Source organism: Agromyces sp. GL_144 (assembly GCF_057834305.1).
The window spans coordinates 2,446,056-2,463,401 of the sequence record NZ_CM174399.1; the positions used below are offsets into that span (position 1 = coordinate 2,446,056).

Here is a 17,346-nt window from a genome sequence, read left to right on the forward strand (position 1 = left end):
AGCCCGCGAGTCCGATTCAGGTCCGAATCAGTACCAGTTGACCGACTGCGAGTGCGACCACGCGCTGCAGGGCGATCCGTAGGAGCCGGCGATGTAGCCGAGGCCCCACTTGATCTGCGTCGCGGCGTTGGTCTCCCAGTCGGCGCCGGCCGAGGCCATCTTGCTGCCGGGCAGCGACTGCGGGATGCCGGTCGCACCGCTCGAGCCGTTGTAGGCCGTGTACGACCAGCCGGACTCCTTCGCCCAGAGGCTGTCGAGGCACTGGAACTGGTCGTCGCCCCAGCCGTACATCGATGCCGCGAGCGAACGCGCGCTGGCGCGGGCGCCGTCGGGCGTGTTCGCGTTCGCGAGCGCCTCCGCGGCCTCGGCGGCGGCCTGGGCGGCCGCGGCCGCCTCGGCCTTCTCGTACGCCGACATGTCGGCCGCGGTCTTGGCGGCCGCCGCCTTCGTCTCCTTGGTGAGGTCGGCCACCGCGTCGGTCGGGATGTCCTCGTAGTCGCTCAGCGAGGCGACGGAGGCCGCGAGCGCGGACGCGTCGACCTTGCCGTCGGCCTTCGCGAGGGTCTCGTTCGCCATCGTGATGGTGTCCGCGGCCTGGGCCTTCACCTTGGCGGCGGCGATGCCGCTGTAGACGCCGAGGTAGTCGGTGCTGAGCCCGCTCGCGTTGGTGAGCTGGGCGGTCGCCTGGGCGCGAGCATCCGCCTCGAAGGCGTTCTGCACGGCGAAGCCGGTGCCGGCGACGAGGCCGACGGCGAGCACGGCGCCCGCGGCGATGAAGCGGCGGCGGCCGACGCGGCGCGAGCGGATGCTGCGGCGGGGGTGCGAGTCTGCGGTGGTATTCGAGCGTTCTTCTGACGGTGAGTTCGTGGTGGGGCGCATGAATCCTGTTGCTCGGGGATGGGGGGAAACGGGGGTGGGCGCCGCCGAGCGCGGGCACAAGACAGAGACTCTGCCGAGTGTTTCTGTACAGATCCTCACTTCTGCCTGTGCGGAGCATGACCGAGACCTCTCGCGCCCCGGAATACTGGGGGCATGGCGCAAACCTCCGAATCCTCTGAGTTCCCGGCCTCCGGCAACCGTTGTCCGTGTACGAGCGGCCTCACGTTCGGGGAATGCTGCGGCCGATGGCTCGTCGGGTCCGCCGTCGCGCCGACCGCCGCACAGCTCATGCGCTCGCGCTTCACGGCGTTCGCCGTCGGCGACGCGGGCTACCTGCTCGCGACGTGGCATCCGTCGACCCGGCCCGCCGAGCTGGAGCTCGATGCGACCGTTCGGTGGCAGCGCCTCGACGTCGAGCGCACCGAGGCGGGCGGCCCGTTCGACCGCGAGGGCGTCGTGGAGTTCACCGCGGTCTACCGGCACGACGGCGAGCGCGGCGAGCAGCACGAGGTCAGCACGTTCACCCGCGAGGGCGGGCAGTGGTTCTACGTGGGCGCGATCGGCTGAGCCGGGCTCAGGCGTCCTCGATGCTCCCCTGCTCGAGCGGACGCCCGTCGAGTGCCGCGTACACGCGTTCGGCCGCACCGACGAGCCCCGCGACCGGGAACGGCCACTCGTCGTGCCGCTCGAGTGCCTCGGCCTCGCTCAGTCCCGCGGCGTGCGCGGCCGCGAGCCGGTCGGCGATGCGGCGCAGGTCGGCCGCCTGCCGCGCGACGAACCCGGGGTCGACCACGCCGCCGTGGCCCGGCACGACGAGGTCGCCGGGGCGCATCTGGGCCAGGAGCGCATCGAGCACGTCGGGCCAGCCGAGCGGGTAGCTGCCGGAGCCGTACATCGGCGGCCCGGACTCCTCGACGAGGTCGCCCAGGATCCACACGCGCTCGGCCGGGAGGAACACCACCAGGTCGGTGTCGGTGTGCGCCTCGAGCTGCGGACGCAGCTCGACGGCGCGGCCGCCGAGGTCGAGCCTCGTGGGCACGTCGACCGGATGCGTCGGGGCCACGAGTTCGACCGACTCCCATCGCCGCTCGGGCTCACGGGAGCGATCATCGCGCCAGGCGGCCAGTCGCGGGCCCTCGTACGCCGCGAAGTGCTCCGCGATCGCGGCGTGGCCGTGGATCGCGGCATCCGTCGCCGAACCCGGCCCGAACACCTGGTTGCCGAACGTGTGGTCGAAATGCGCATGCGTGTTCACCAGGCCGACGACCGGAGCGCGGAACCGATCGCGGAGGTCGGCGAGGATCGCCTCGGCCTCGTGGGGGTCTGCGCCCGAGTCGACCACGAGCAGCCCGTCGTCGCCCTCGATGACGACGACCGAGAGATCGAACGCGCCCCCGCGTCGCTGGTGCACGCCGGGCGCGATCAAGGACCAGGTCGACATGCCGCCGAGCCTAGCCGCCTTCGGTCGAGCGGCCGCGACCGGATCGGCCCGCGCGGGCGGTCAAAGGGAATGCAGAGGTTGTCCGCGTACGGTGACTGACGTGAGTTCGAACGACGACGCCGCCGCCCGCGACCTGGCACCGCATGCCCTGACCGAACGGGCCCAGCGGGCGCTCGAGGCCATCGACGGCGGCACGCTCGACGAGATGCGCAGCCTCCGCGACGAGACCGAGCGGTTCATGCTGCGGTACAAGTTCGGCATGGACGAGGTGATCACCAAGCTCTCGATCCTGCGTGAGGAGTTCGGGCAGACGCACGCGTACAACCCGATCGAGCACATCTCGAGCCGGTTGAAGAGCCTCGACAGCGTCATCGAGAAGATGGACCGCAAGGGCATCGAGCCGACGTTCGACGCGATCCGCGAGACCATCACCGACATCGCCGGCGTGCGGGTGACGTGCAGCTTCGTGTCCGACGTGTACCGCGTCGCCGAACTGCTCACCGCCCAGGGCGACATCCGGGTGCTGAAGCAGAAGGACTACATCTCGGAGCCGAAGGCGAACGGATACCAGAGCCTGCACCTCATCGTCGAGGTGCCGGTCTTCCTCTCGACCGGCACGCATCACGTGCCCGTCGAGGTGCAGGTGCGCACGATCGCCATGGACTTCTGGGCGAGCCTCGAGCACAAGATCTACTACAAGTACGATCGCCAGGTGCCGGCCGAGCTGCTCGAGGACCTGACGGATGCCGCGCACACGGCGGCGGAGCTCGATGCGCGCATGGAGCGACTGCACCGAGAACTGCACGGCGGCGGCCCGGCCCGCACCGGGATGAACCGGCCGATCGCGGTCTGAGTCGCACCATCGGGCCGGCGCGAGCGCGCACCCTTTCCAGGTGAGCATTCAGACGATCTCGGCGAGCAGCTCCCGTCCGGCGTCGGTGAGTTTGAGCGAGCGATCGTTCGGGAGCGCGGTCGCCCAGCCACGCTCGAGGAACGTCGTGCGGATCCGGGCGCCGAGCGCTCCGGCGACATGCGGGCGCCGCTCGGTCCAGTCGAGGCATCCGCGCACCGATGGGCGACGGCTCGTCGCATGCCCCGCATCGCTCTGCACGTCGAGCCCGAGGCGGCGCGCGACCGGCCCGTGCGCGGTGACCTCGCCCACGCCGCCCGCGACGAGCGGCGCGATCGATCCCTCGGCGACGAGGGCGTCGGTGATCACGAGCGCCACTCGCCCGGCGAGGTGGTCGTAGCACGATCGCAGCTCGGCGAGCCGCGCGGCCGTCGAGGACTGGGTGAACGAGGTCACCCGCTGCCGAGGCGCGAGGCGCTGCAGCGCCTCGACCGCGTCGGCCACGCTCGCATCGGCCAGGGTGAAGTAGCGGTGCCGTCCGATGCGGCGGTCGACGAGCAGTCCGCCCTCGACGAGTTGCGCGAGATGCGCGCTCGCGGTCGGCGGTCGCACGCCGGCGATCGCCGCGAGCTCGCTCGCCGGGCGAGAACCCCCGTCGAGCAGCGCCACCAGCATCGCCGCGCGCGCCGGCTCGCCCATGAGCCGTGCCGGGTACGAGAGGTCTGCATCGCCGTCCACCGTGCCAGCGTACGCCGACGACGATTCGTTCCAGGGCGAACCTTCACGGGCATAGCGTCGGAGCATGGCCGACACGATCACCGATCCCTCCGACGTGCGACGCATCCTCGCCGATCCCGGACACCGCGTTCCCGAGGCGGATGCCGGGTCCGAGCATGCCGCCGAACGGTTCCGCGCCGCGACCTCGCGGTTCGTCGACGGAGACCGGCACGACGAGCGTCGCGCCCTGATCGAGCAGCGGCTCGCGGCGCTGGATCCCCAGGCCCTGGCGCGAACCGCCGCGCGTCGAACGGCGGCCGCCCGGGAGACTCCGCCGCAGCTGGTCGCACGCACCGTGCCGGTCGCGTGCCTCGCCGAGCACCTCGGCTTCGCGAGCCCCGGCGAGCTCCCCGCGCTCGTCGCCGAGGTCGCCGCGATCTACGCATCCGGTGCTGCGTCGGAGGCCGCCGACGACGCCACGACGCGCGCGATCGACCTCGCCCCGATCCGCGATCCCGAGCTCGCCGTGCAGCTGCTCGTGCAGGCGCACCTCGCGACGGCGGCGCTCATCGACGGCGCCCTGCGGGCGATCGCCGAGCATCCCGGCCTCGGCACGAGGGCCGCACTGCTGCACACGCTGCGACGCGAACCGCCCGTGCCGTCGACCAGGCGCCTGCGCCCCGACGGCGACATCGTGGTCGTGGGCCTCGCCGACACCGGCGCCGACCAGGGCGCGGACGTCATCTCGGACGCGGATGCCGCCCGGTCGACGCTCGCGTTCGGCGCCGGCCCCCGAGCATGTCCGGCCCCGCAGCACGCGCTGGCGATCGCGTCGGCCGTCGTCGACGCGCTCCGTTCGCGGGATGCCCGATGATGACGCCCGACGCGTTCGCCGCGCTGCACCGCCCTGGACGCCCCTTCCTCCTGCCGAACGTGTGGGACCTCGCATCCGCCCGCTGGCTCGCCGCGAGGGGCCACGAGGTCGTCGGCACGACGAGCCTCGGCGTCGCGGTCGAGGCCGGGCTGCCCGACGGCGCAGGTCGCACCGCGGACGCCACGCTGAGACTGGCCGCGGAGCTGACCGGCGCGGGCCTCGGCGTCACCGTCGACATCGAATCCGGCTTCTCCGACGACCCCGCGACCGTCGCCGGGTACGCACGGCGGTTGCACCGGCTCGGCGTGCTCGGCGTGAACCTCGAGGACTCCGATGCGACGGGCCGGCTCGGTGATCCGCTGCTGACGGCCGCGAAGGTGGAGGCGATCGTGGTCGCCGCACCCGGGCTGTTCGTGAACGCCCGCACGGACGCATTCTGGATCGACCACGGCGGCTCGGCACCCGAGCGCGAGGAGATCACCGTCGCACGATCGGCTCGGTACATCGCCGCGGGTGCCTCCGGCGTGTTCGTGCCGGGCGTGATGCCGCTGGATCTCATCGCGCGGCTGGCGGAGCGTGCGGGCGCGCCCCTGAACGTGCTCGTGCAGCCGGGCGTCGCGCTCGAGGACCTCGCGGGCGCGCGCGTGGCAAGGGTCAGCACCGGTTCGCTGCTCTTCCGCAGCACGCTCGGCGCGATCGAGGATGCCCTCGCCCGGGTGCGCGACCCGTCGGTGTCCGCGCCGTCGACCATCCCGTCGTACGGGGAGGTCGCCGACCTCTCGTGAGGTGCCGCGGGCCCGGCTCAGTCGGCGGCAGCGGCGTCGCCGCCGTCCTTGCGCGCGCGACTCGGCTGCACGCGCATCGGCTCGCCCGGCATCTTCGGGAAGTCGGGCGGGAACGGCAACTCGCCCAGCCCGTCGTCGAGGCCGCGCTGCCACCACTCGAGCAGCGTCGTGATGCGGCCGGGATGCTCGTGCATGCCGTGCCATGGGTCGCCCTGCTCGGCCAGCCGTTGCGGCACCGTGCGGATCGTGTGCCGCGTCGGATCGGTGGACTCGAGCTCGCTCCACTCGAGCGGGCAGGACACGGAGGCGTGCGGGAGCGGCCGCGGGCTGTACGCACCCGCCATGGTGCGATCGCGGTTCGCCTGGTTGTAGTCGATGAAGATGCGGTCGCCGCGCTCCTCCTTCCACCAGTTCGTGGTGACCTGCTCGGGCAGGCGAGGTTCGAGCTCGCGGCCGAGCGCGATCACGGCGTGGCGCACGTCGAGGAACTCGTGATCGGGCTCGATGGGGGCGAAGACGTGGATGCCGCGGCTGCCGGAACTCTTCACGAAGGCCGTGAGCCCGACCTCGCCGAGCAGGTCGCGCAGTTCGAGCGCGATCGGCACCGCCTCGGCGAACCCGGTGCCGGGTTGGGGGTCGAGGTCGATGCGCAGCTGATCGGGGTTGTCGGTGTTCTCGGCCCGCGACGCCCACGGGTGGAACACGACCGTGTTCATCTGCGCCGCCCACACGGCCCCTGCGGGCTCGTCGAGCACGAGCTGCGGATGCCGCCGCCCGCTGGGATACGTGACCGTGACCGATCGCACCCATTCGGGCGCACCGCGCGGCGGGTTCTTCGAGAAGAACTGCTCGCCGTCGACGCCCTCGGGGAACCGCTGGAGCGAGACCGGCCGGCCGCCGTTGGCCTCGATGAACGCGGGGCCGACCGCGACGAGGTACTCGGCGAGCTCGAGCTTGGTGATGCCGACCTCGGGCCAGAGCACTCGCCCGGGTGACGAGATGCGCACCTGCCGCTCGCCGTCGGGTGCGGGAACCGTGAGCTGTGCCGCGTCGCCTGCCATGCCAGCGACGCTACTCCACGCCGCCGACGCGTCGCGAGGGCCGACCGGTCGTGCCGATCGAGCCGCGGTGCCGACGTGTCGCGCGCGGCTACCCCTCGGACTTGCGCGCCGCCCGGGCCGCCTCGCGAGCGGCGTCGCGGGCCGCGTCGGCCACCGCGGCCTCCTCGGGCGTGGGCGCCGTGCCGCCGAGGCTCCTCGGCTGCCACCAGGTGCCGGTGCCGTCGACGGGGTACTCGCGCTGCAGGCGGTCGACGAGGCCCTGCAGGCGCTCGCGCAGGCGCTCGGTCACCGTGCGCACGTCTTCATCGGCGCCGACCGTGAGCGGCGATCCGAAGGCGAAGCTCACCGGCACGCCGAAGCGCTCGAAGAAACCGACCCGGTGGCCCTTCGTCAGCAGGCGATGACCGCCCCAGACCGCGACCGGGATGATCGGCACGCCGGCCTCGGCGGCCAGGCGCACGGCACCCGTCTTCAACTCGCGAACCGTGTACGACGCGCTCACGCCCGCCTCGGGGAACACGCCGAGCAGTTCGCCGTCGCGCAGCGCCTCGACGGCCTTCGCGTAGGCGGCGGCGCCGGCCTTCATGTCGACGGCGATGTGGCGCATGCCGCGCATGAGCGGACCGGTGACGGCCGAGTCGAAGACGCTCTGCTTGGCCATGAAGCGGATGCGCCGTCGGTTCGCGAGCCACGTGACCCATTCGACGAGGGCGAACTCGAGGTATCCGAAATGCGTCATCGCGAGCACCGCGCCGCCCGTGACGGGCACATGCTCCACGCCGATGACGCGGCGCTTGAGACCCAGGAACCCGAAGAGACCGCGACCGGCGACGATGGCCGTGCTGTAGATCGGTTCGCTGGCACGTCGTCGGGTCATGGGAACAGCGTACGGCCGGCCACTGTGGAGCGACTGTGCGATGTCATGATCTCGACGACGCGTCGTGAACGACGGGCCGGAGCCGGAACAGCCGCACCGTCCGGCCCGAGTCGCGCTCGTAGCCGCGGTACCCGGGCCATTGCGACTCGATCCTCGACCAGGCGAGCTCGCGTTCGTCGGGGTCGGCGATGAGCTCGGCACGCACGCGCAGCTCGCGCCCCCGCACGGTGATCGAGGCATCCGGATGTCGAAGCAGGTTGTAGGTCCAGCCCGGATGCCGTTCCTGCGCGAACGTCGTGCCCGCGACGATCGCGCGTCCTCGACCGTCTGGCGTGTACATGAGGTAGCTGTCGCGCGGCTCCCCCGTCTTCGCGCCCGTCGTGTGCAGCACGAGCGACGGCACCAGCAGTCCGCTGAGCTGCACGCGACCGCCGGAGACCGCGCGCACGAGGCGTTCGAGGGGCGGCAGCAGTACGGGCCCGAGGGCGCGGAAGAGCCGCGTCCGCGTCAGCGGGGCGACCGTCGATCGCACGAATGCGAGCACGGACGTCATGGGCGGCCCCCGTCGCCGGGCCCGCCCGTGGCCGCTGCGCGTTCCGCCTCGACGGCCTCTCGGGCCGCGACGAGTTCGGTCGAGGCATCCGCGGCACGCCGCTCGGCCCGTCGCAGGCGCCGGATCGCGACCGTCGGGGCTCCATGCCGTGCGCGCACCCGGTCGTGCTCCTCGTCGACCCCGGTGATGATGTACGCGGCGGCGATGAGGATCACCTGGCTCGACAGGTTCAGCCAGAGCAGCAGCGCGATCAGCGAGCCGAACGAGGCCAGCAGCGGGTTGCTCGTCGCCCCGCCGATGAACAGGCTCGACAGTTGCTGCAGCACGGTGAGCCCCAGCCCGCCGATGAGCGCCCCGCCCCAGAGCGAGCGAGCACTCGGGCGAAGGCCGGAGAGCAGCCGGAACATCGCCGCGACCACGAGCGTGTCGATCGCGAAGATCACGAGCACCGAGACGAGTCTCGTCGTCAGCTCGTACCCGCCGTCGGCGGTGGACAGGCCGATCCAGCCGAACAGGCTCTCGATCGCGGTCGTGCTGAAGAAGGTCACCGCCGCGGCCGCGGCGAGCGCGGCGCCGAATCCGATCGCGAGCGCGAGGTCGCGCAGGAGGACCCACAGGAAGAACGTCTGGGAGTCGGGCTGGTCGCCGAGGTTGCGGAGGGCGACGCGCAGGGAGCCGATGGCGCCGATCGCCGCGGTGACGAGGCCGATGAGGGCGATCGCGCCGGCGATGCTGAGCGTGATCGGCTGCACGAGGTCGTCGGGGTCGATGAGGGCGCCCTCGCCGACGAGGCCCGGGATGGCCTGGTCGACGGTCTGGACCAGCGCGTCCATGGCGTCCTGGTTGCCGGCGAGCCAGATGCCCGCGATGGCGAAGCCCAGGAAGACGCCCGCGAACACGGAGAACAGCGTTCGGTAGGTGACGCTGTCGGCGAGGACGGCGCCGTGGTGCTCCATGTAGAGCAGGTAGGCGCGAACGGGCTTCAGCGCGAGCGCCCAGGCGGTGATGCGACGCACGCGCTCGCCGAACGGCACGGAAGTCCCGGTCGCAGCGGCGGTGGGCCGCTCGGTCTCGTCGTCGCCCATGCGGTCAGCGTATCGAGGGCGGATGCCGCGTGCAGGCGCTTGACAGCATCATCGCGTTCTGGCAGCGAAGCGCCGGACGACGGCGAAGGCGCCCCGGCCGATGCCGGGACGCCTTCGTTCGAGCCTGGGTGGTGGACCGGTCGGCTCAGTACCAGCCCTGCGATTCGGAGGTGCTCCATGCACCGCAGGCGCTGCCGTAGCGGCCGGCGATGTAGCCGAGGCCCCACGAGATCTGCGTGGCCGGGTTGGACGCCCAGTCGGCGCCCGCGGAGGACATCTTGCTGCCGGGCAGGGCCTGCGGGATGCCGTAGGCGCCGCTCGGGTTGGAGGCGTACACGTTCCAGCCCGACTCCTTGTTCCAGAGCGCGACGAGGCAGCCGAACTGGTCTTCGCCCCAGCCGTACTGGGCGGCCATCATGTCGCGGGCGATGGCCTGGGCCTCGCTCGGGTTGGACGGGGCGCTCGGTGCGGCGATCGCGCCGCCACCGCCGCCGCCGGAGCCCGAGCTCGCCTCGGCCTCTTCGGCCTCGCGAGCGGCGGCCTCGGCCTCGGCCTTCGCCTTGGCCTCTGCTTCGGCCTTGGCCTTCTGCTCGGCGGCGATGCGGTCGGCCTCGGCGACGGCCTTCTTGACGTCGCCGGTCTGCGCCTTCGCCTTGTCGGCGAGTTCGAAGACCTTGCGCGGGCTGAGCAGGTCGTAGGCGTCGAGGGCGGCCACCGAGGTCGCGAGCGCGGAGGCGTCGGCCTTGCCCTCGGCCGCGGCGATGGCGCCGTTGGCCACGCTGAGCGTGTCCTTCGCCACCTTCTCGGCGCGGACGTCGAGCACGGAGCCGTAGTCGACCTCGCGGTTCTGCACGGAGTCGCGCTCGGCGGCGAGCGCGAGCGCACGCGTCTCGGCGACTCGCGCGGCGGCGGCGTCGGCGTTGCTCTGCACGGCGTAGCCGGAGCCGACGAGGGCGCCGACGGCGACGATGGCGCCTGCGGTGATGAGCGGGGTGCGGAAGCGGTGCGAGGGGGTGGCCAGCTTGCGGGTGCGACGGGTCGCGATCTCGCGCTTCGGTTCGGTCGGAGGAGTGGAGTGAGTCTGGTTCTGCATGTCTTTCACATGGGCGGAACGGCGCACGGGGGTGCGTCGGACCTGACTTGGCGTTCCACGGACGCGGGGGCGGCCGGGCGAAGTCGCCAGTCTGCCGAGAGGTTCTGGACAACCCCTCACCTTTTCCTGTGAATGTCATCCGAATATTGACGATTGCTCATATTCAGCGCTCGGGTTCCTGCTCCACCTGATCGCCCGGGCGCACGTGGAGTTCGAGGCTGATCTGGGTCGCATCGAGCGCGGCGAGGGCCTCGGTGAGCGCGGCCGAGCTGAAGCGCCCCTCGTCACGCTGCGCCCACAGGGCGCGCCGCTGCTCGTCGATGATGCCGAGGCGGAACGCGTACCCGCGCGCCGCCGTTCGGGGGTCGGGAGAGGCCGCCTTCGCCGCCTCGATGCGCGTGCGGGCGATCTCGCGGAGCATGCGGTCCAGCTCCTCCCGGTCCGCATCGATCGCCGCCTGGTCGAGCCGAGCCGGCTTCACCCAGCGCACGAGCATCGGCAGCGTGCCGCCCTGGACGAGGAGCGATGCCGCCGCCACGACGAACGCGACGAACACGAGCAGCGAACGCTCGGGGATGTCGGCGGGAAGCGTCTGCGCCGCGGCGAGCGTGATGGCGCCCCGCATGCCGGCCCAGACGATGACCACGCCTTCGCGCCACCCGAGCGGCTCGGCCGTGAAGTAGTCGATGTCGGCCACCTTGCGGTTGATCCTGCGCCGGAACATCGCGAGCCGATCCTTCGAGACCGGTGGTGCGGCCTTCCCGCCCTGCGGGCCGCCACCACGGGCGAGCCGGAACGGATCGGCCGCATCCGCGCCGTCGAGCCGATCCTGCATGCCCGCGAGTTGATCGCGCAGGCGCACACTGCGGCGAGCGCTGCGACGCTGCAAGCCCAGCGTCGGGAAGACGAAGGCGGCGCGCACCACGATGACCGCCGCGAGCGCGATGCCGGCGAGCATCAGTCCCGCGACGAGGCCCGAACGCCCGCCCTGCACGTCGGAGACGATGGCCGACATCTCGAGTCCCATGACGAGGAAGACCGTGCCCTCGAGGATCAGCTCGACCGTGCGCCACGCCTGGGTGTCGGAGGCGCGGTGCTGCGGCGAGAGGCGCTTGATCGCACCACGTCCGGTGACGAGGCCGGCGACCACCGCCGCGACGAGGCCCGAGGCCCCGAGCGCCTCGCTCGGCACGGAGGCGAGGAACGGCACGGTGAACGAGATGACGGTGTTCACCGTCGGGTCGGTCACGCGCTCGCGCACCCAGAGGTTCAGCTTTCCGACCACGAATCCGATCAGCACGGCGACGACGACGGCGAACACGAAGTCGCCGATCACGTCCCAGAACGAGACGGATGCCGCGGTCGCGACGATCGCCGAGCGCAGCAGCACGAGCGCGGTGGCATCGTTCAGCAGGCTCTCGCCCTCGAGCACGGTCACGATGCGCGGTGTCACCCCGATGCGCTTCACGATCGAGGTCGCCACCGCGTCGGTCGGGCTCACGATCGCGCCGAGCGCGATGCCGCCGGCGAGGCCGAGATCGGGGATCAACCAGGAGAACAGGATGCCGAGCGCGATCGAGCTCACGAGGACGAGGCCGACCGAGAGCCCGCCGATCGCGCTGAACTCGCGCCGGAACTCCATCGCCGGCATCGCCACCGAGGCCGAGTAGAGCAGCGGCGGCAGCACGCCGGCGAGGATCCACTCCGGGTCGACCTCGAGGTCGGGCACGAAGGGCAGCAGGCTCGCGCCGATGCCGACGATCACGAGCAGCAGCGGGGCGGCGACCCCGAGGCGCGGTCCGAACGCCGTCGCCGCGGCGATGCCGAGCAGTCCGAGCACGACGACGACGAGCAGTTCCATGCACATTCCCTCTCGGACCTGCCGTCGGTCGCGGCATCCGGCCGACGGCGTTGGGGAAAGTCTGTCGCACGGGGCGCGACGTGTCACGGACGCACCTCACGGCGAACTCACAGCGTGGGCGCGCAGCATCCGGAACAGCCGGGGGCGTTCGATGGTTTTCCCTGATGTCGCGCCGCACAGGCGGAACGCGACCGAGAGGGTGCCGCAGCCAGCGCCGCCCCATGAAGGAGGAACGACATGTCGAACGACTACCGCAGCACTCCGGAGGCGCTCGCCCGCCTCACACCGCTCCAGCGCAGCGTCACCCAGGACGACGGCACCGAGCCGGCCTTCCGCAACGAGTACTGGGACAACCACGAGGATGGCATCTACGTCGACGTGGTCTCGGGGCAGCCGCTCTTCTCCTCGACCGACAAGTACGACAGCCGCTCGGGCTGGCCGAGCTTCACGAGGCCGCTCGAGGCCACCGCCGTGACCGAGCATGTCGACGGCAAGCTCTGGATGAAGCGCGTGGAGGTACGCTCGTCGGGTGCCGACAGCCACCTCGGCCACGTCTTCGACGACGGGCCGGTCGAGGCCGGCGGGCTCCGGTACTGCATGAACTCGGCGGCGCTGCGCTTCGTGCCGGTGGCCGAGCTCGAGGAGCAGGGCTACGGAGACTTCCGCAGCCTGTTCACGACGACGGATGCCGCGACCACGGCGTCTGAGAAGGAGGACGCATCATGACGAACCAGACCGAGACCGCAGTCCTCGCGGGCGGATGCTTCTGGGGCATGCAGGACCTGATCCGCAAGCGCCCGGGCGTCGAGTCCACGCGCGTGGGCTACACGGGCGGCAGCAACGCCGAGCCGACGTACCGCAATCACCCCGGCCACGCCGAGGCGATCGAGATCGTCTTCGACCCGAGCGTGACGAGCTACCGCGAGCTGCTGGAGTTCTTCTTCCAGGTGCACGACCCGTCGACCCTGAACCGTCAGGGCAACGACATCGGCACGAGCTACCGGTCGGCGATCTTCCCGCAGAGCCCAGAGCAGCAGGAGGTCGCGCTCGACACGATCGCCGACGTCGACGCGTCGGGCCTGTGGCCCGCGAAGGTCGTCACCACGATCGAGGAGGCCGGCCCGTTCTGGGAGGCCGAGCCCGAGCACCAGGACTACCTCGAGAAGTACCCCAACGGGTACACGTGCCACTTCGTGCGTCCGGGGTGGAAGCTGCCGAAGCGCGACGCCTCCGCGCTCGCGTAGCGGTCGTGCCCCGCTCGAGCCGAGCAGTGCGAGCGGATGCCTCGTCGGACCTGTTCCGACGGGGCATCCGCCGCGCTCGGGGCACCCGCCGCCGCCGCCATGCGGCCGACTCGCAGCGAGGCGACCGTAGGCTGGAGGCATGGGTGTGCTGAATCCGGATCCGATCGCCGACGGCCTCGCGAATGCGGCCGCATCGCCGACCCTCGTGCCGGCCACGATCGAGGCGTTCAAGGCCGCGTTCCGCGACCACCCGGCGGGCGTCGCCCTCGTCACGGGCATGACCCCGCTCGGCCCCGTCGGGCTCACGGCCTCGAGCGTGGCGTCGGTCTCGGCCGACCCCGCCGCGCTCTCGTTCTCGGTCACGCGCGCCACCGGCTCGGCCGGCGGCCTGCTCGCGGCCGAGACCATCGTCGTGCACCTGCTGGCCGCGGGCCAGGTCGAGGTGGCCAGGGCGTTCGCGCGATCGGGCGCTCCACGGTTCACGCCCGAGCAGGGCTGGTCCTCGCTGCCGACGGGCGAGCCCTGGCTCGTCGCCGCCCCGGTCGCGCTCCGGGCGCGCATCATCCACACGGTGCCCGTCGGCGGTTCGTCGCTCGTGGTCGCGGAGGTGCTCGACGTGCGGCTCGGCGAACGCGCGCCGTCGCTCGTGTACCGCGACCGCCGCTTCCACGCCCTCGACGACGAGTCGCCGCAGGTCTGAGCCGCGGCCGACGCGCTCCCCCGCCGCACCCCGTTCACGCCGGCGCCCGCCGTCGCCCGAGAGGATCCCTCCGATGTCCCAGCCCGCCCCGCGGCGACGTCGGCGTCGCCGGCGCCTCTCGTACGCGCTGCTCGCGGTGCAGCTGCGTCGTTGGGGGCTGGCCGGACTCATCGCGTTGACGGCGATCGGCGCGCTGATCGCGGCGCTGACCACGCGGTAGCGCCCGGGGGCACGCCAGCACCCCGCGAGCCGACCGGCCTCAGGCCGCGACGCCGAGCCGGTCGAGGGCGTCCTGCACGATCGTGAGGCCGCCGAGGCCCGGCATGCCGCTGATGCTGTCGTCGACCTTGCGGGCCGCGCGCCGCCCCTCGGGCCCGCTCATGAGGTGCCCCATGACGTGACGCACCTCGTCAGGTTGCATGATGCTCGACCCGACGGGCGCCCAGAAGCGGCTGAGCGCGAATCGCGTGACCTTCTGCGCCTTCGTGCTCGCCGCCAGTCGCTCCCGCGCCTGCGAGGTGTAGAAGGCGACGTGCCGCGCCTCCTGCTTCGCGATGCGACGGAGCAGCTCGGCGAGCACCGGATGCTCCTCGAGCTCGGCCATGCGCTGGTATGCGGTGATCGCCGACCACTCGTTGGCGGCGCCCCACGACATGTGCACGGCCACGAAGTCCTGTCCGACGAGCCCGCCGAGCACCGACTGCTTGATCGGGTCGAGCCGGTCCTTCCAGCCGAGCTTCAGCCGGCTCGCCTTCAGCTGGTCGTAGTCGACCGTGATGTCGTGCATCGCGAGCACCGCCGCGAGCGCCTCGCCGTGCCAGAACTCCTCGCGGTTCCACATGGTCATGAACGCGCTGACGTCGGCCTCGCGGTGCGAGGGCGTGGTGAGCAGGTCGCGGGTGTAGCAGACCGTGTGGTACTCGACGTCGGCCATGTACCGCAGGGTCCGCAGCGACGACGCGGGCAACGGCTCGCGGCGGAACACCTCGAGGTCGAGGTCGCTCCAGTCCACGCTGACGGAGGTCGCGGTGTACCGGTCGATGTCGAAGGCCATGCTCGTCTCCCCTGTCGATCAGTGCGCGAACCGTCGCACGATGCGGGTCGCGGCGCGCTCGTCGATCCCGGGGAGCGAGCGGATGCCTCCTGCGAGCCGCATCTCGGCGTCGTCGGGCCCGCTCAGGGCGAACCGGACGAACGCGCGACGGTCGGAGGCCGGGATCGACGCGCTGCCGAGCGGCCAGGTCGTGCGCGAGAGCTCCCGCCTGGCGAGCCGAGCGGCCCTCGGCGAGGCGGCGAGCCGCCGTGCGGCTTCGCCCTCGAAGAACGACGTGTGGCGACGCTTGATCTCCCGGATGCGGTCGACGAGCACGACCATGGCGGGGTTCGCCTCCGCGGTCGCGACGGCCTCGAGCCGGGCATACGCGAGATCGAGCACGAGGTCGTCGATGCGGCCGAGCGCGAGATGCGCGCCGATCACGTCCCAGCCCTGGCCGAAGCCCGCGAGCGCGCGCCGGATCGGGCCGCGACCGCGCACCCGGGCGGAGTCGCCCGGTGCGGACGGGAGCGCCGGACCGCACGTTCCGGCCGTGCCCGCGGCATCCGCGACCTGCCGAAGGGCGTCGGCGATCCAGTACTTCTCATACGCCCACGACACGAGGAAGGCGGTGACCCTCGCGTCCTTGTGCGTCGGCGTCACGAGCACGTTGCGCAGGTGCGCCATGGTCGCGCCCTCGAGCGCGGCGAGACTCGCCACGGTGCGCAACGACTCGGGCGACAGGCCGGCGCGCGCGACGGCGTCGAGGTCGACCTCGTCGCGCAGGCTGCCGTGCGCCGTGCGCGCGAAGGCGCGGACGGCGAACGGCGCCGGTCCGGATCCCGAAGCCGGGATCCGGACGGCGCCGTTCGTGTCGTTCATGTGCCGAGGCTACTCCGCGGAGCTGGGCCGCGCCGCGGCATCCGGGCTCAGAACTTGTTGCCCAGCGCCTTGTTCTTGAGGGCCTGGAACTCGCCCTCGCTGATGACGCCCTGGTCGCGCAGCGCCGCGGCCTTCGCGATCTCGTCGGTCGGATTGGCGAACGAGACCTGGCGCACCTCGTCGTCGGAGTACTCGACGATCTCGGGCCTGGTGCCCGCCGAGCGCTCGGCCATGCCCTGGCCGCGCACGATCAGGTACACGAGGCCGGTGATGAACGGGAAGAAGACGAGCAGGACCACCCAGAGGGCCTTCAGCCAGCCGTTGAGGTCGCGCGACCGGAAGATGTCGATGGCGATGTAGATCAGCGTGAACAGGTACGCGATGTACGCGAAGATCCAGAAGCTGAACCAGAACCAGTCCCAGACGGTGGCGAAGAAGCCCATGGGCGGCATCCTTTCGAAATCGGTGGCCGCGATGCTGTCGAGGCCGTCTGGCGCTCAACCTATCGGTGCGCGGGCGGCCGCGGAAGAGGCGCGCCCCGCGTGTTCATGCGAGGGTTCGCGTCGAGGCGCGTCGGGCACGAGCGCCCCATCTGCCGTCGCGGTACTCCACGTCGATCGGGTGCTCGAACGCGACCGACACGAGGTCACCGGTGATCACCTCGGATGCCGGACCGATCGCGACCGTGCGGCCGTGCGCGATGAGCAGCGCGTTGGTGGTGGTGGTCGGCAGTTCCTCGAGGTGATGGGTGACGAGGATCGAGGCGACCTCGGGATGCGACCGCTCGAGCGCGTCGACGGTCTCGAGCAGTTGCTCGCGGGCGGCGACGTCGAGTCCGGTCGACGGTTCGTCGAGCAGTAGCAGTCGGGGCTCCGCGATGAGCGCCCTCGCGATGAGCGTGCGACCCCGTTCGCCCTGCGAGAGCGTCGGCCACCGTGCATCCGCTCGATCGGCGAGGCCCATGAGCTCGATGAGCGAGTCGGCCCGCTCCAGGTCGGCCGCGGCGGCCTCCCAGCGCATCGCGGTCTCGACGGTGCCCGTGAGGCCGGTGAGCACGACCTCGCGCACGGTCGCCGGCGAGCGCAGCGGATGCCTCGGATTCACGTGTCCGATATGGCGGCGCAACGCCTGGAGCTCCACGCGCCCGAGCCGGCCGCCGAGCACCTCGACCGTGCCGGCGGTGGGGTGCGTCACGGCGCCGCAGAACCCGAGGATCGTGCTCTTTCCCGCGCCGTTCGGTCCGAGGAGCGCCCAGTGCTCCCCCGCATGCACGGTGAGGTCGATGCGGTCGAGGATCGTCCGCTCGTCGCGCGCGAACGTGACCCCGTCGAGGCGCAGGACGGGTGTACGGGGGTCGACGGCGAGGCCTGGGGCGGTTCCGGTCACCCGAGCGATGCTACGGGACCCGGGT

General features: G+C 71.9%; 21 protein-coding genes and 1 pseudogene. 9 read left to right on the top strand and 13 right to left on the bottom strand.

The annotated features are described in order from the left end of the window. Positions 1-27 precede the first annotated feature (27 nt). Complete coding sequence (locus AC3IPY_RS11140) at positions 28-879, bottom strand: aggregation-promoting factor C-terminal-like domain-containing protein (protein WP_489184362.1); 852 nt, start codon at positions 877-879, stop codon at positions 28-30. A 153-nt stretch (positions 880-1,032) separates the two neighbouring features. Between AC3IPY_RS11140 and AC3IPY_RS11145 the strand changes: the two are divergent. Then, positions 1,033-1,104 (top strand): annotated as a pseudogene (locus AC3IPY_RS11145) (hypothetical protein); the annotation flags it as partial. A gap of 63 nt (positions 1,105-1,167) precedes the next feature. Further along, positions 1,168-1,446, top strand: coding sequence for a YchJ family protein (locus AC3IPY_RS11150; RefSeq protein WP_489188304.1), 279 nt, complete (start codon positions 1,168-1,170; stop codon positions 1,444-1,446). A gap of 7 nt (positions 1,447-1,453) precedes the next feature. Here AC3IPY_RS11150 and AC3IPY_RS11155 read toward each other — a convergent pair whose 3' ends face one another. Beyond that, positions 1,454-2,320: an MBL fold metallo-hydrolase gene (locus tag AC3IPY_RS11155; protein WP_489184363.1), complete on the bottom strand. Its 867-nt coding sequence runs from the start codon at positions 2,318-2,320 to the stop codon at positions 1,454-1,456. A 205-nt stretch (positions 2,321-2,525) separates the two neighbouring features. Between AC3IPY_RS11155 and AC3IPY_RS11160 the strand changes: the two genes are divergently transcribed. Next, positions 2,526-3,173, top strand: coding sequence for a GTP pyrophosphokinase (locus tag AC3IPY_RS11160; RefSeq protein WP_489188305.1), 648 nt, complete (start codon positions 2,526-2,528; stop codon positions 3,171-3,173). 48 nt (positions 3,174-3,221) lie between these two features. On the opposite strand, the gene AC3IPY_RS11165 is transcribed toward AC3IPY_RS11160, so the two are convergent. Beyond that, entirely contained in the window at positions 3,222-3,908 is a 687-nt protein-coding gene (locus AC3IPY_RS11165) for an ArsR/SmtB family transcription factor (RefSeq protein WP_489184364.1), read from the bottom strand. A gap of 64 nt (positions 3,909-3,972) precedes the next feature. Here AC3IPY_RS11165 and AC3IPY_RS11170 point away from each other — a divergent pair, with 64 nt between their 5' ends. Further along, positions 3,973-4,761 (top strand): cytochrome P450 family protein, encoded by a 789-nt coding sequence (locus tag AC3IPY_RS11170; RefSeq protein WP_489184365.1) that lies wholly within the window; start codon positions 3,973-3,975, stop codon positions 4,759-4,761. Beyond that, positions 4,758-5,546, top strand: a complete 789-nt coding sequence (locus AC3IPY_RS11175) for an isocitrate lyase/PEP mutase family protein (protein WP_489184366.1) — start codon at positions 4,758-4,760, stop codon at positions 5,544-5,546. The genes AC3IPY_RS11170 and AC3IPY_RS11175 overlap by 4 nt, the downstream gene beginning before the upstream one ends. A gap of 17 nt (positions 5,547-5,563) precedes the next feature. On the opposite strand, the gene ligD is transcribed toward AC3IPY_RS11175, so the two are convergent. The 6 genes from ligD to AC3IPY_RS11205 form a co-directional block, all read right to left on the bottom strand. Then, positions 5,564-6,607 carry a non-homologous end-joining DNA ligase gene (gene ligD, locus AC3IPY_RS11180; protein WP_489184367.1) on the bottom strand — a complete coding sequence of 348 codons (1,044 nt, stop codon included), beginning with the start codon at positions 6,605-6,607 and terminating at the stop codon, positions 5,564-5,566. A gap of 88 nt (positions 6,608-6,695) precedes the next feature. Further along, positions 6,696-7,484, bottom strand: coding sequence for a lysophospholipid acyltransferase family protein (locus AC3IPY_RS11185; RefSeq protein ID WP_489184368.1), 789 nt, complete (start codon positions 7,482-7,484; stop codon positions 6,696-6,698). A gap of 43 nt (positions 7,485-7,527) precedes the next feature. Continuing rightward, positions 7,528-8,037 carry a nitroreductase/quinone reductase family protein gene (locus AC3IPY_RS11190; protein ID WP_489184369.1) on the bottom strand — a complete coding sequence of 170 codons (510 nt, stop codon included), beginning with the start codon at positions 8,035-8,037 and terminating at the stop codon, positions 7,528-7,530. Continuing rightward, complete coding sequence (locus tag AC3IPY_RS11195; protein WP_489184370.1) at positions 8,034-9,122, bottom strand: YihY/virulence factor BrkB family protein; 1,089 nt, start codon at positions 9,120-9,122, stop codon at positions 8,034-8,036. The genes AC3IPY_RS11190 and AC3IPY_RS11195 overlap by 4 nt, the downstream gene beginning before the upstream one ends. Positions 9,123-9,267: 145 nt before the next feature. Further along, positions 9,268-10,215, bottom strand: coding sequence for an aggregation-promoting factor C-terminal-like domain-containing protein (locus AC3IPY_RS11200; RefSeq protein WP_489184371.1), 948 nt, complete (start codon positions 10,213-10,215; stop codon positions 9,268-9,270). 163 nt (positions 10,216-10,378) lie between these two features. Beyond that, positions 10,379-12,076, bottom strand: a complete 1,698-nt coding sequence (locus tag AC3IPY_RS11205; protein ID WP_489184372.1) for a cation:proton antiporter — start codon at positions 12,074-12,076, stop codon at positions 10,379-10,381. 237 nt (positions 12,077-12,313) lie between these two features. On the opposite strand from AC3IPY_RS11205, the gene msrB reads away from it, so the two are divergent. The 4 genes from msrB (at position 12,314) to AC3IPY_RS11225 (ending at position 14,240) form a co-directional block, all read left to right on the top strand. After that, positions 12,314-12,802, top strand: coding sequence for a peptide-methionine (R)-S-oxide reductase MsrB (gene msrB, locus AC3IPY_RS11210; RefSeq protein WP_489184373.1), 489 nt, complete (start codon positions 12,314-12,316; stop codon positions 12,800-12,802). Beyond that, positions 12,799-13,320 carry a peptide-methionine (S)-S-oxide reductase MsrA gene (gene msrA / locus AC3IPY_RS11215; RefSeq protein ID WP_489184374.1) on the top strand — a complete coding sequence of 174 codons (522 nt, stop codon included), beginning with the start codon at positions 12,799-12,801 and terminating at the stop codon, positions 13,318-13,320. The genes msrB and msrA overlap by 4 nt, the downstream gene beginning before the upstream one ends. Positions 13,321-13,459: 139 nt before the next feature. After that, positions 13,460-14,020 (top strand): flavin reductase family protein, encoded by a 561-nt coding sequence (locus tag AC3IPY_RS11220; protein ID WP_489184375.1) that lies wholly within the window; start codon positions 13,460-13,462, stop codon positions 14,018-14,020. 73 nt (positions 14,021-14,093) lie between these two features. Beyond that, a complete protein-coding gene (locus tag AC3IPY_RS11225; protein ID WP_489184376.1) occupies positions 14,094-14,240 on the top strand; it encodes a hypothetical protein in 147 nt (48 codons plus the stop codon). A gap of 39 nt (positions 14,241-14,279) precedes the next feature. On the opposite strand, the gene AC3IPY_RS11230 is transcribed toward AC3IPY_RS11225, so the two are convergent. The 4 genes from AC3IPY_RS11230 to AC3IPY_RS11245 form a co-directional block, all read right to left on the bottom strand. Beyond that, a complete protein-coding gene (locus AC3IPY_RS11230) occupies positions 14,280-15,074 on the bottom strand; it encodes a ferritin-like domain-containing protein (RefSeq protein WP_489184377.1) in 795 nt (264 codons plus the stop codon). An 18-nt stretch (positions 15,075-15,092) separates the two neighbouring features. Continuing rightward, the gene (locus AC3IPY_RS11235; protein WP_489184378.1) at positions 15,093-15,935 is read right to left on the bottom strand and encodes a hypothetical protein; all 843 of its coding nucleotides are present in this window, start codon (positions 15,933-15,935) and stop codon (positions 15,093-15,095) included. Positions 15,936-15,982: 47 nt separating this feature from the next. Continuing rightward, complete coding sequence (locus AC3IPY_RS11240) at positions 15,983-16,378, bottom strand: SHOCT domain-containing protein (RefSeq protein ID WP_489184379.1); 396 nt, start codon at positions 16,376-16,378, stop codon at positions 15,983-15,985. Positions 16,379-16,481: 103 nt separating this feature from the next. Beyond that, positions 16,482-17,321, bottom strand: coding sequence for an ABC transporter ATP-binding protein (locus AC3IPY_RS11245; protein WP_489184380.1), 840 nt, complete (start codon positions 17,319-17,321; stop codon positions 16,482-16,484). Positions 17,322-17,346 lie beyond the last annotated feature (25 nt).

Bases quoted from the DNA above. Each gene is read 5' to 3' on its own strand.
- msrB (WP_489184373.1), top strand. From the start codon at position 12,314: ATGTCGAACGACTACCGCAGCACTCCGGAGGCGCTCGCCCGCCTCACA.
- AC3IPY_RS11150 (WP_489188304.1), top strand. From the start codon at position 1,168: ATGCGCTCGCGCTTCACGGCGTTCGCCGTCGGCGACGCGGGCTACCTG.
- AC3IPY_RS11170 (WP_489184365.1), top strand. From the start codon at position 3,973: ATGGCCGACACGATCACCGATCCCTCCGACGTGCGACGCATCCTCGCC.
- AC3IPY_RS11230 (WP_489184377.1), bottom strand. From the start codon at position 15,074: ATGGCCTTCGACATCGACCGGTACACCGCGACCTCCGTCAGCGTGGAC.
- AC3IPY_RS11185 (WP_489184368.1), bottom strand. From the start codon at position 7,484: ATGACCCGACGACGTGCCAGCGAACCGATCTACAGCACGGCCATCGTC.
- AC3IPY_RS11240 (WP_489184379.1), bottom strand. From the start codon at position 16,378: ATGGGCTTCTTCGCCACCGTCTGGGACTGGTTCTGGTTCAGCTTCTGG.
- AC3IPY_RS11175 (WP_489184366.1), top strand. From the start codon at position 4,758: ATGATGACGCCCGACGCGTTCGCCGCGCTGCACCGCCCTGGACGCCCC.
- AC3IPY_RS11160 (WP_489188305.1), top strand. From the start codon at position 2,526: ATGCGCAGCCTCCGCGACGAGACCGAGCGGTTCATGCTGCGGTACAAG.
- AC3IPY_RS11190 (WP_489184369.1), bottom strand. From the start codon at position 8,037: ATGACGTCCGTGCTCGCATTCGTGCGATCGACGGTCGCCCCGCTGACG.
- ligD (WP_489184367.1), bottom strand. From the start codon at position 6,607: ATGGCAGGCGACGCGGCACAGCTCACGGTTCCCGCACCCGACGGCGAG.
- AC3IPY_RS11155 (WP_489184363.1), bottom strand. From the start codon at position 2,320: ATGTCGACCTGGTCCTTGATCGCGCCCGGCGTGCACCAGCGACGCGGG.
- msrA (WP_489184374.1), top strand. From the start codon at position 12,799: ATGACGAACCAGACCGAGACCGCAGTCCTCGCGGGCGGATGCTTCTGG.
- AC3IPY_RS11195 (WP_489184370.1), bottom strand. From the start codon at position 9,122: ATGGGCGACGACGAGACCGAGCGGCCCACCGCCGCTGCGACCGGGACT.
- AC3IPY_RS11140 (WP_489184362.1), bottom strand. From the start codon at position 879: ATGCGCCCCACCACGAACTCACCGTCAGAAGAACGCTCGAATACCACC.
- AC3IPY_RS11200 (WP_489184371.1), bottom strand. From the start codon at position 10,215: ATGCAGAACCAGACTCACTCCACTCCTCCGACCGAACCGAAGCGCGAG.
- AC3IPY_RS11235 (WP_489184378.1), bottom strand. From the start codon at position 15,935: ATGAACGACACGAACGGCGCCGTCCGGATCCCGGCTTCGGGATCCGGA.
- AC3IPY_RS11205 (WP_489184372.1), bottom strand. From the start codon at position 12,076: ATGGAACTGCTCGTCGTCGTCGTGCTCGGACTGCTCGGCATCGCCGCG.
- AC3IPY_RS11220 (WP_489184375.1), top strand. From the start codon at position 13,460: ATGGGTGTGCTGAATCCGGATCCGATCGCCGACGGCCTCGCGAATGCG.
- AC3IPY_RS11225 (WP_489184376.1), top strand. From the start codon at position 14,094: ATGTCCCAGCCCGCCCCGCGGCGACGTCGGCGTCGCCGGCGCCTCTCG.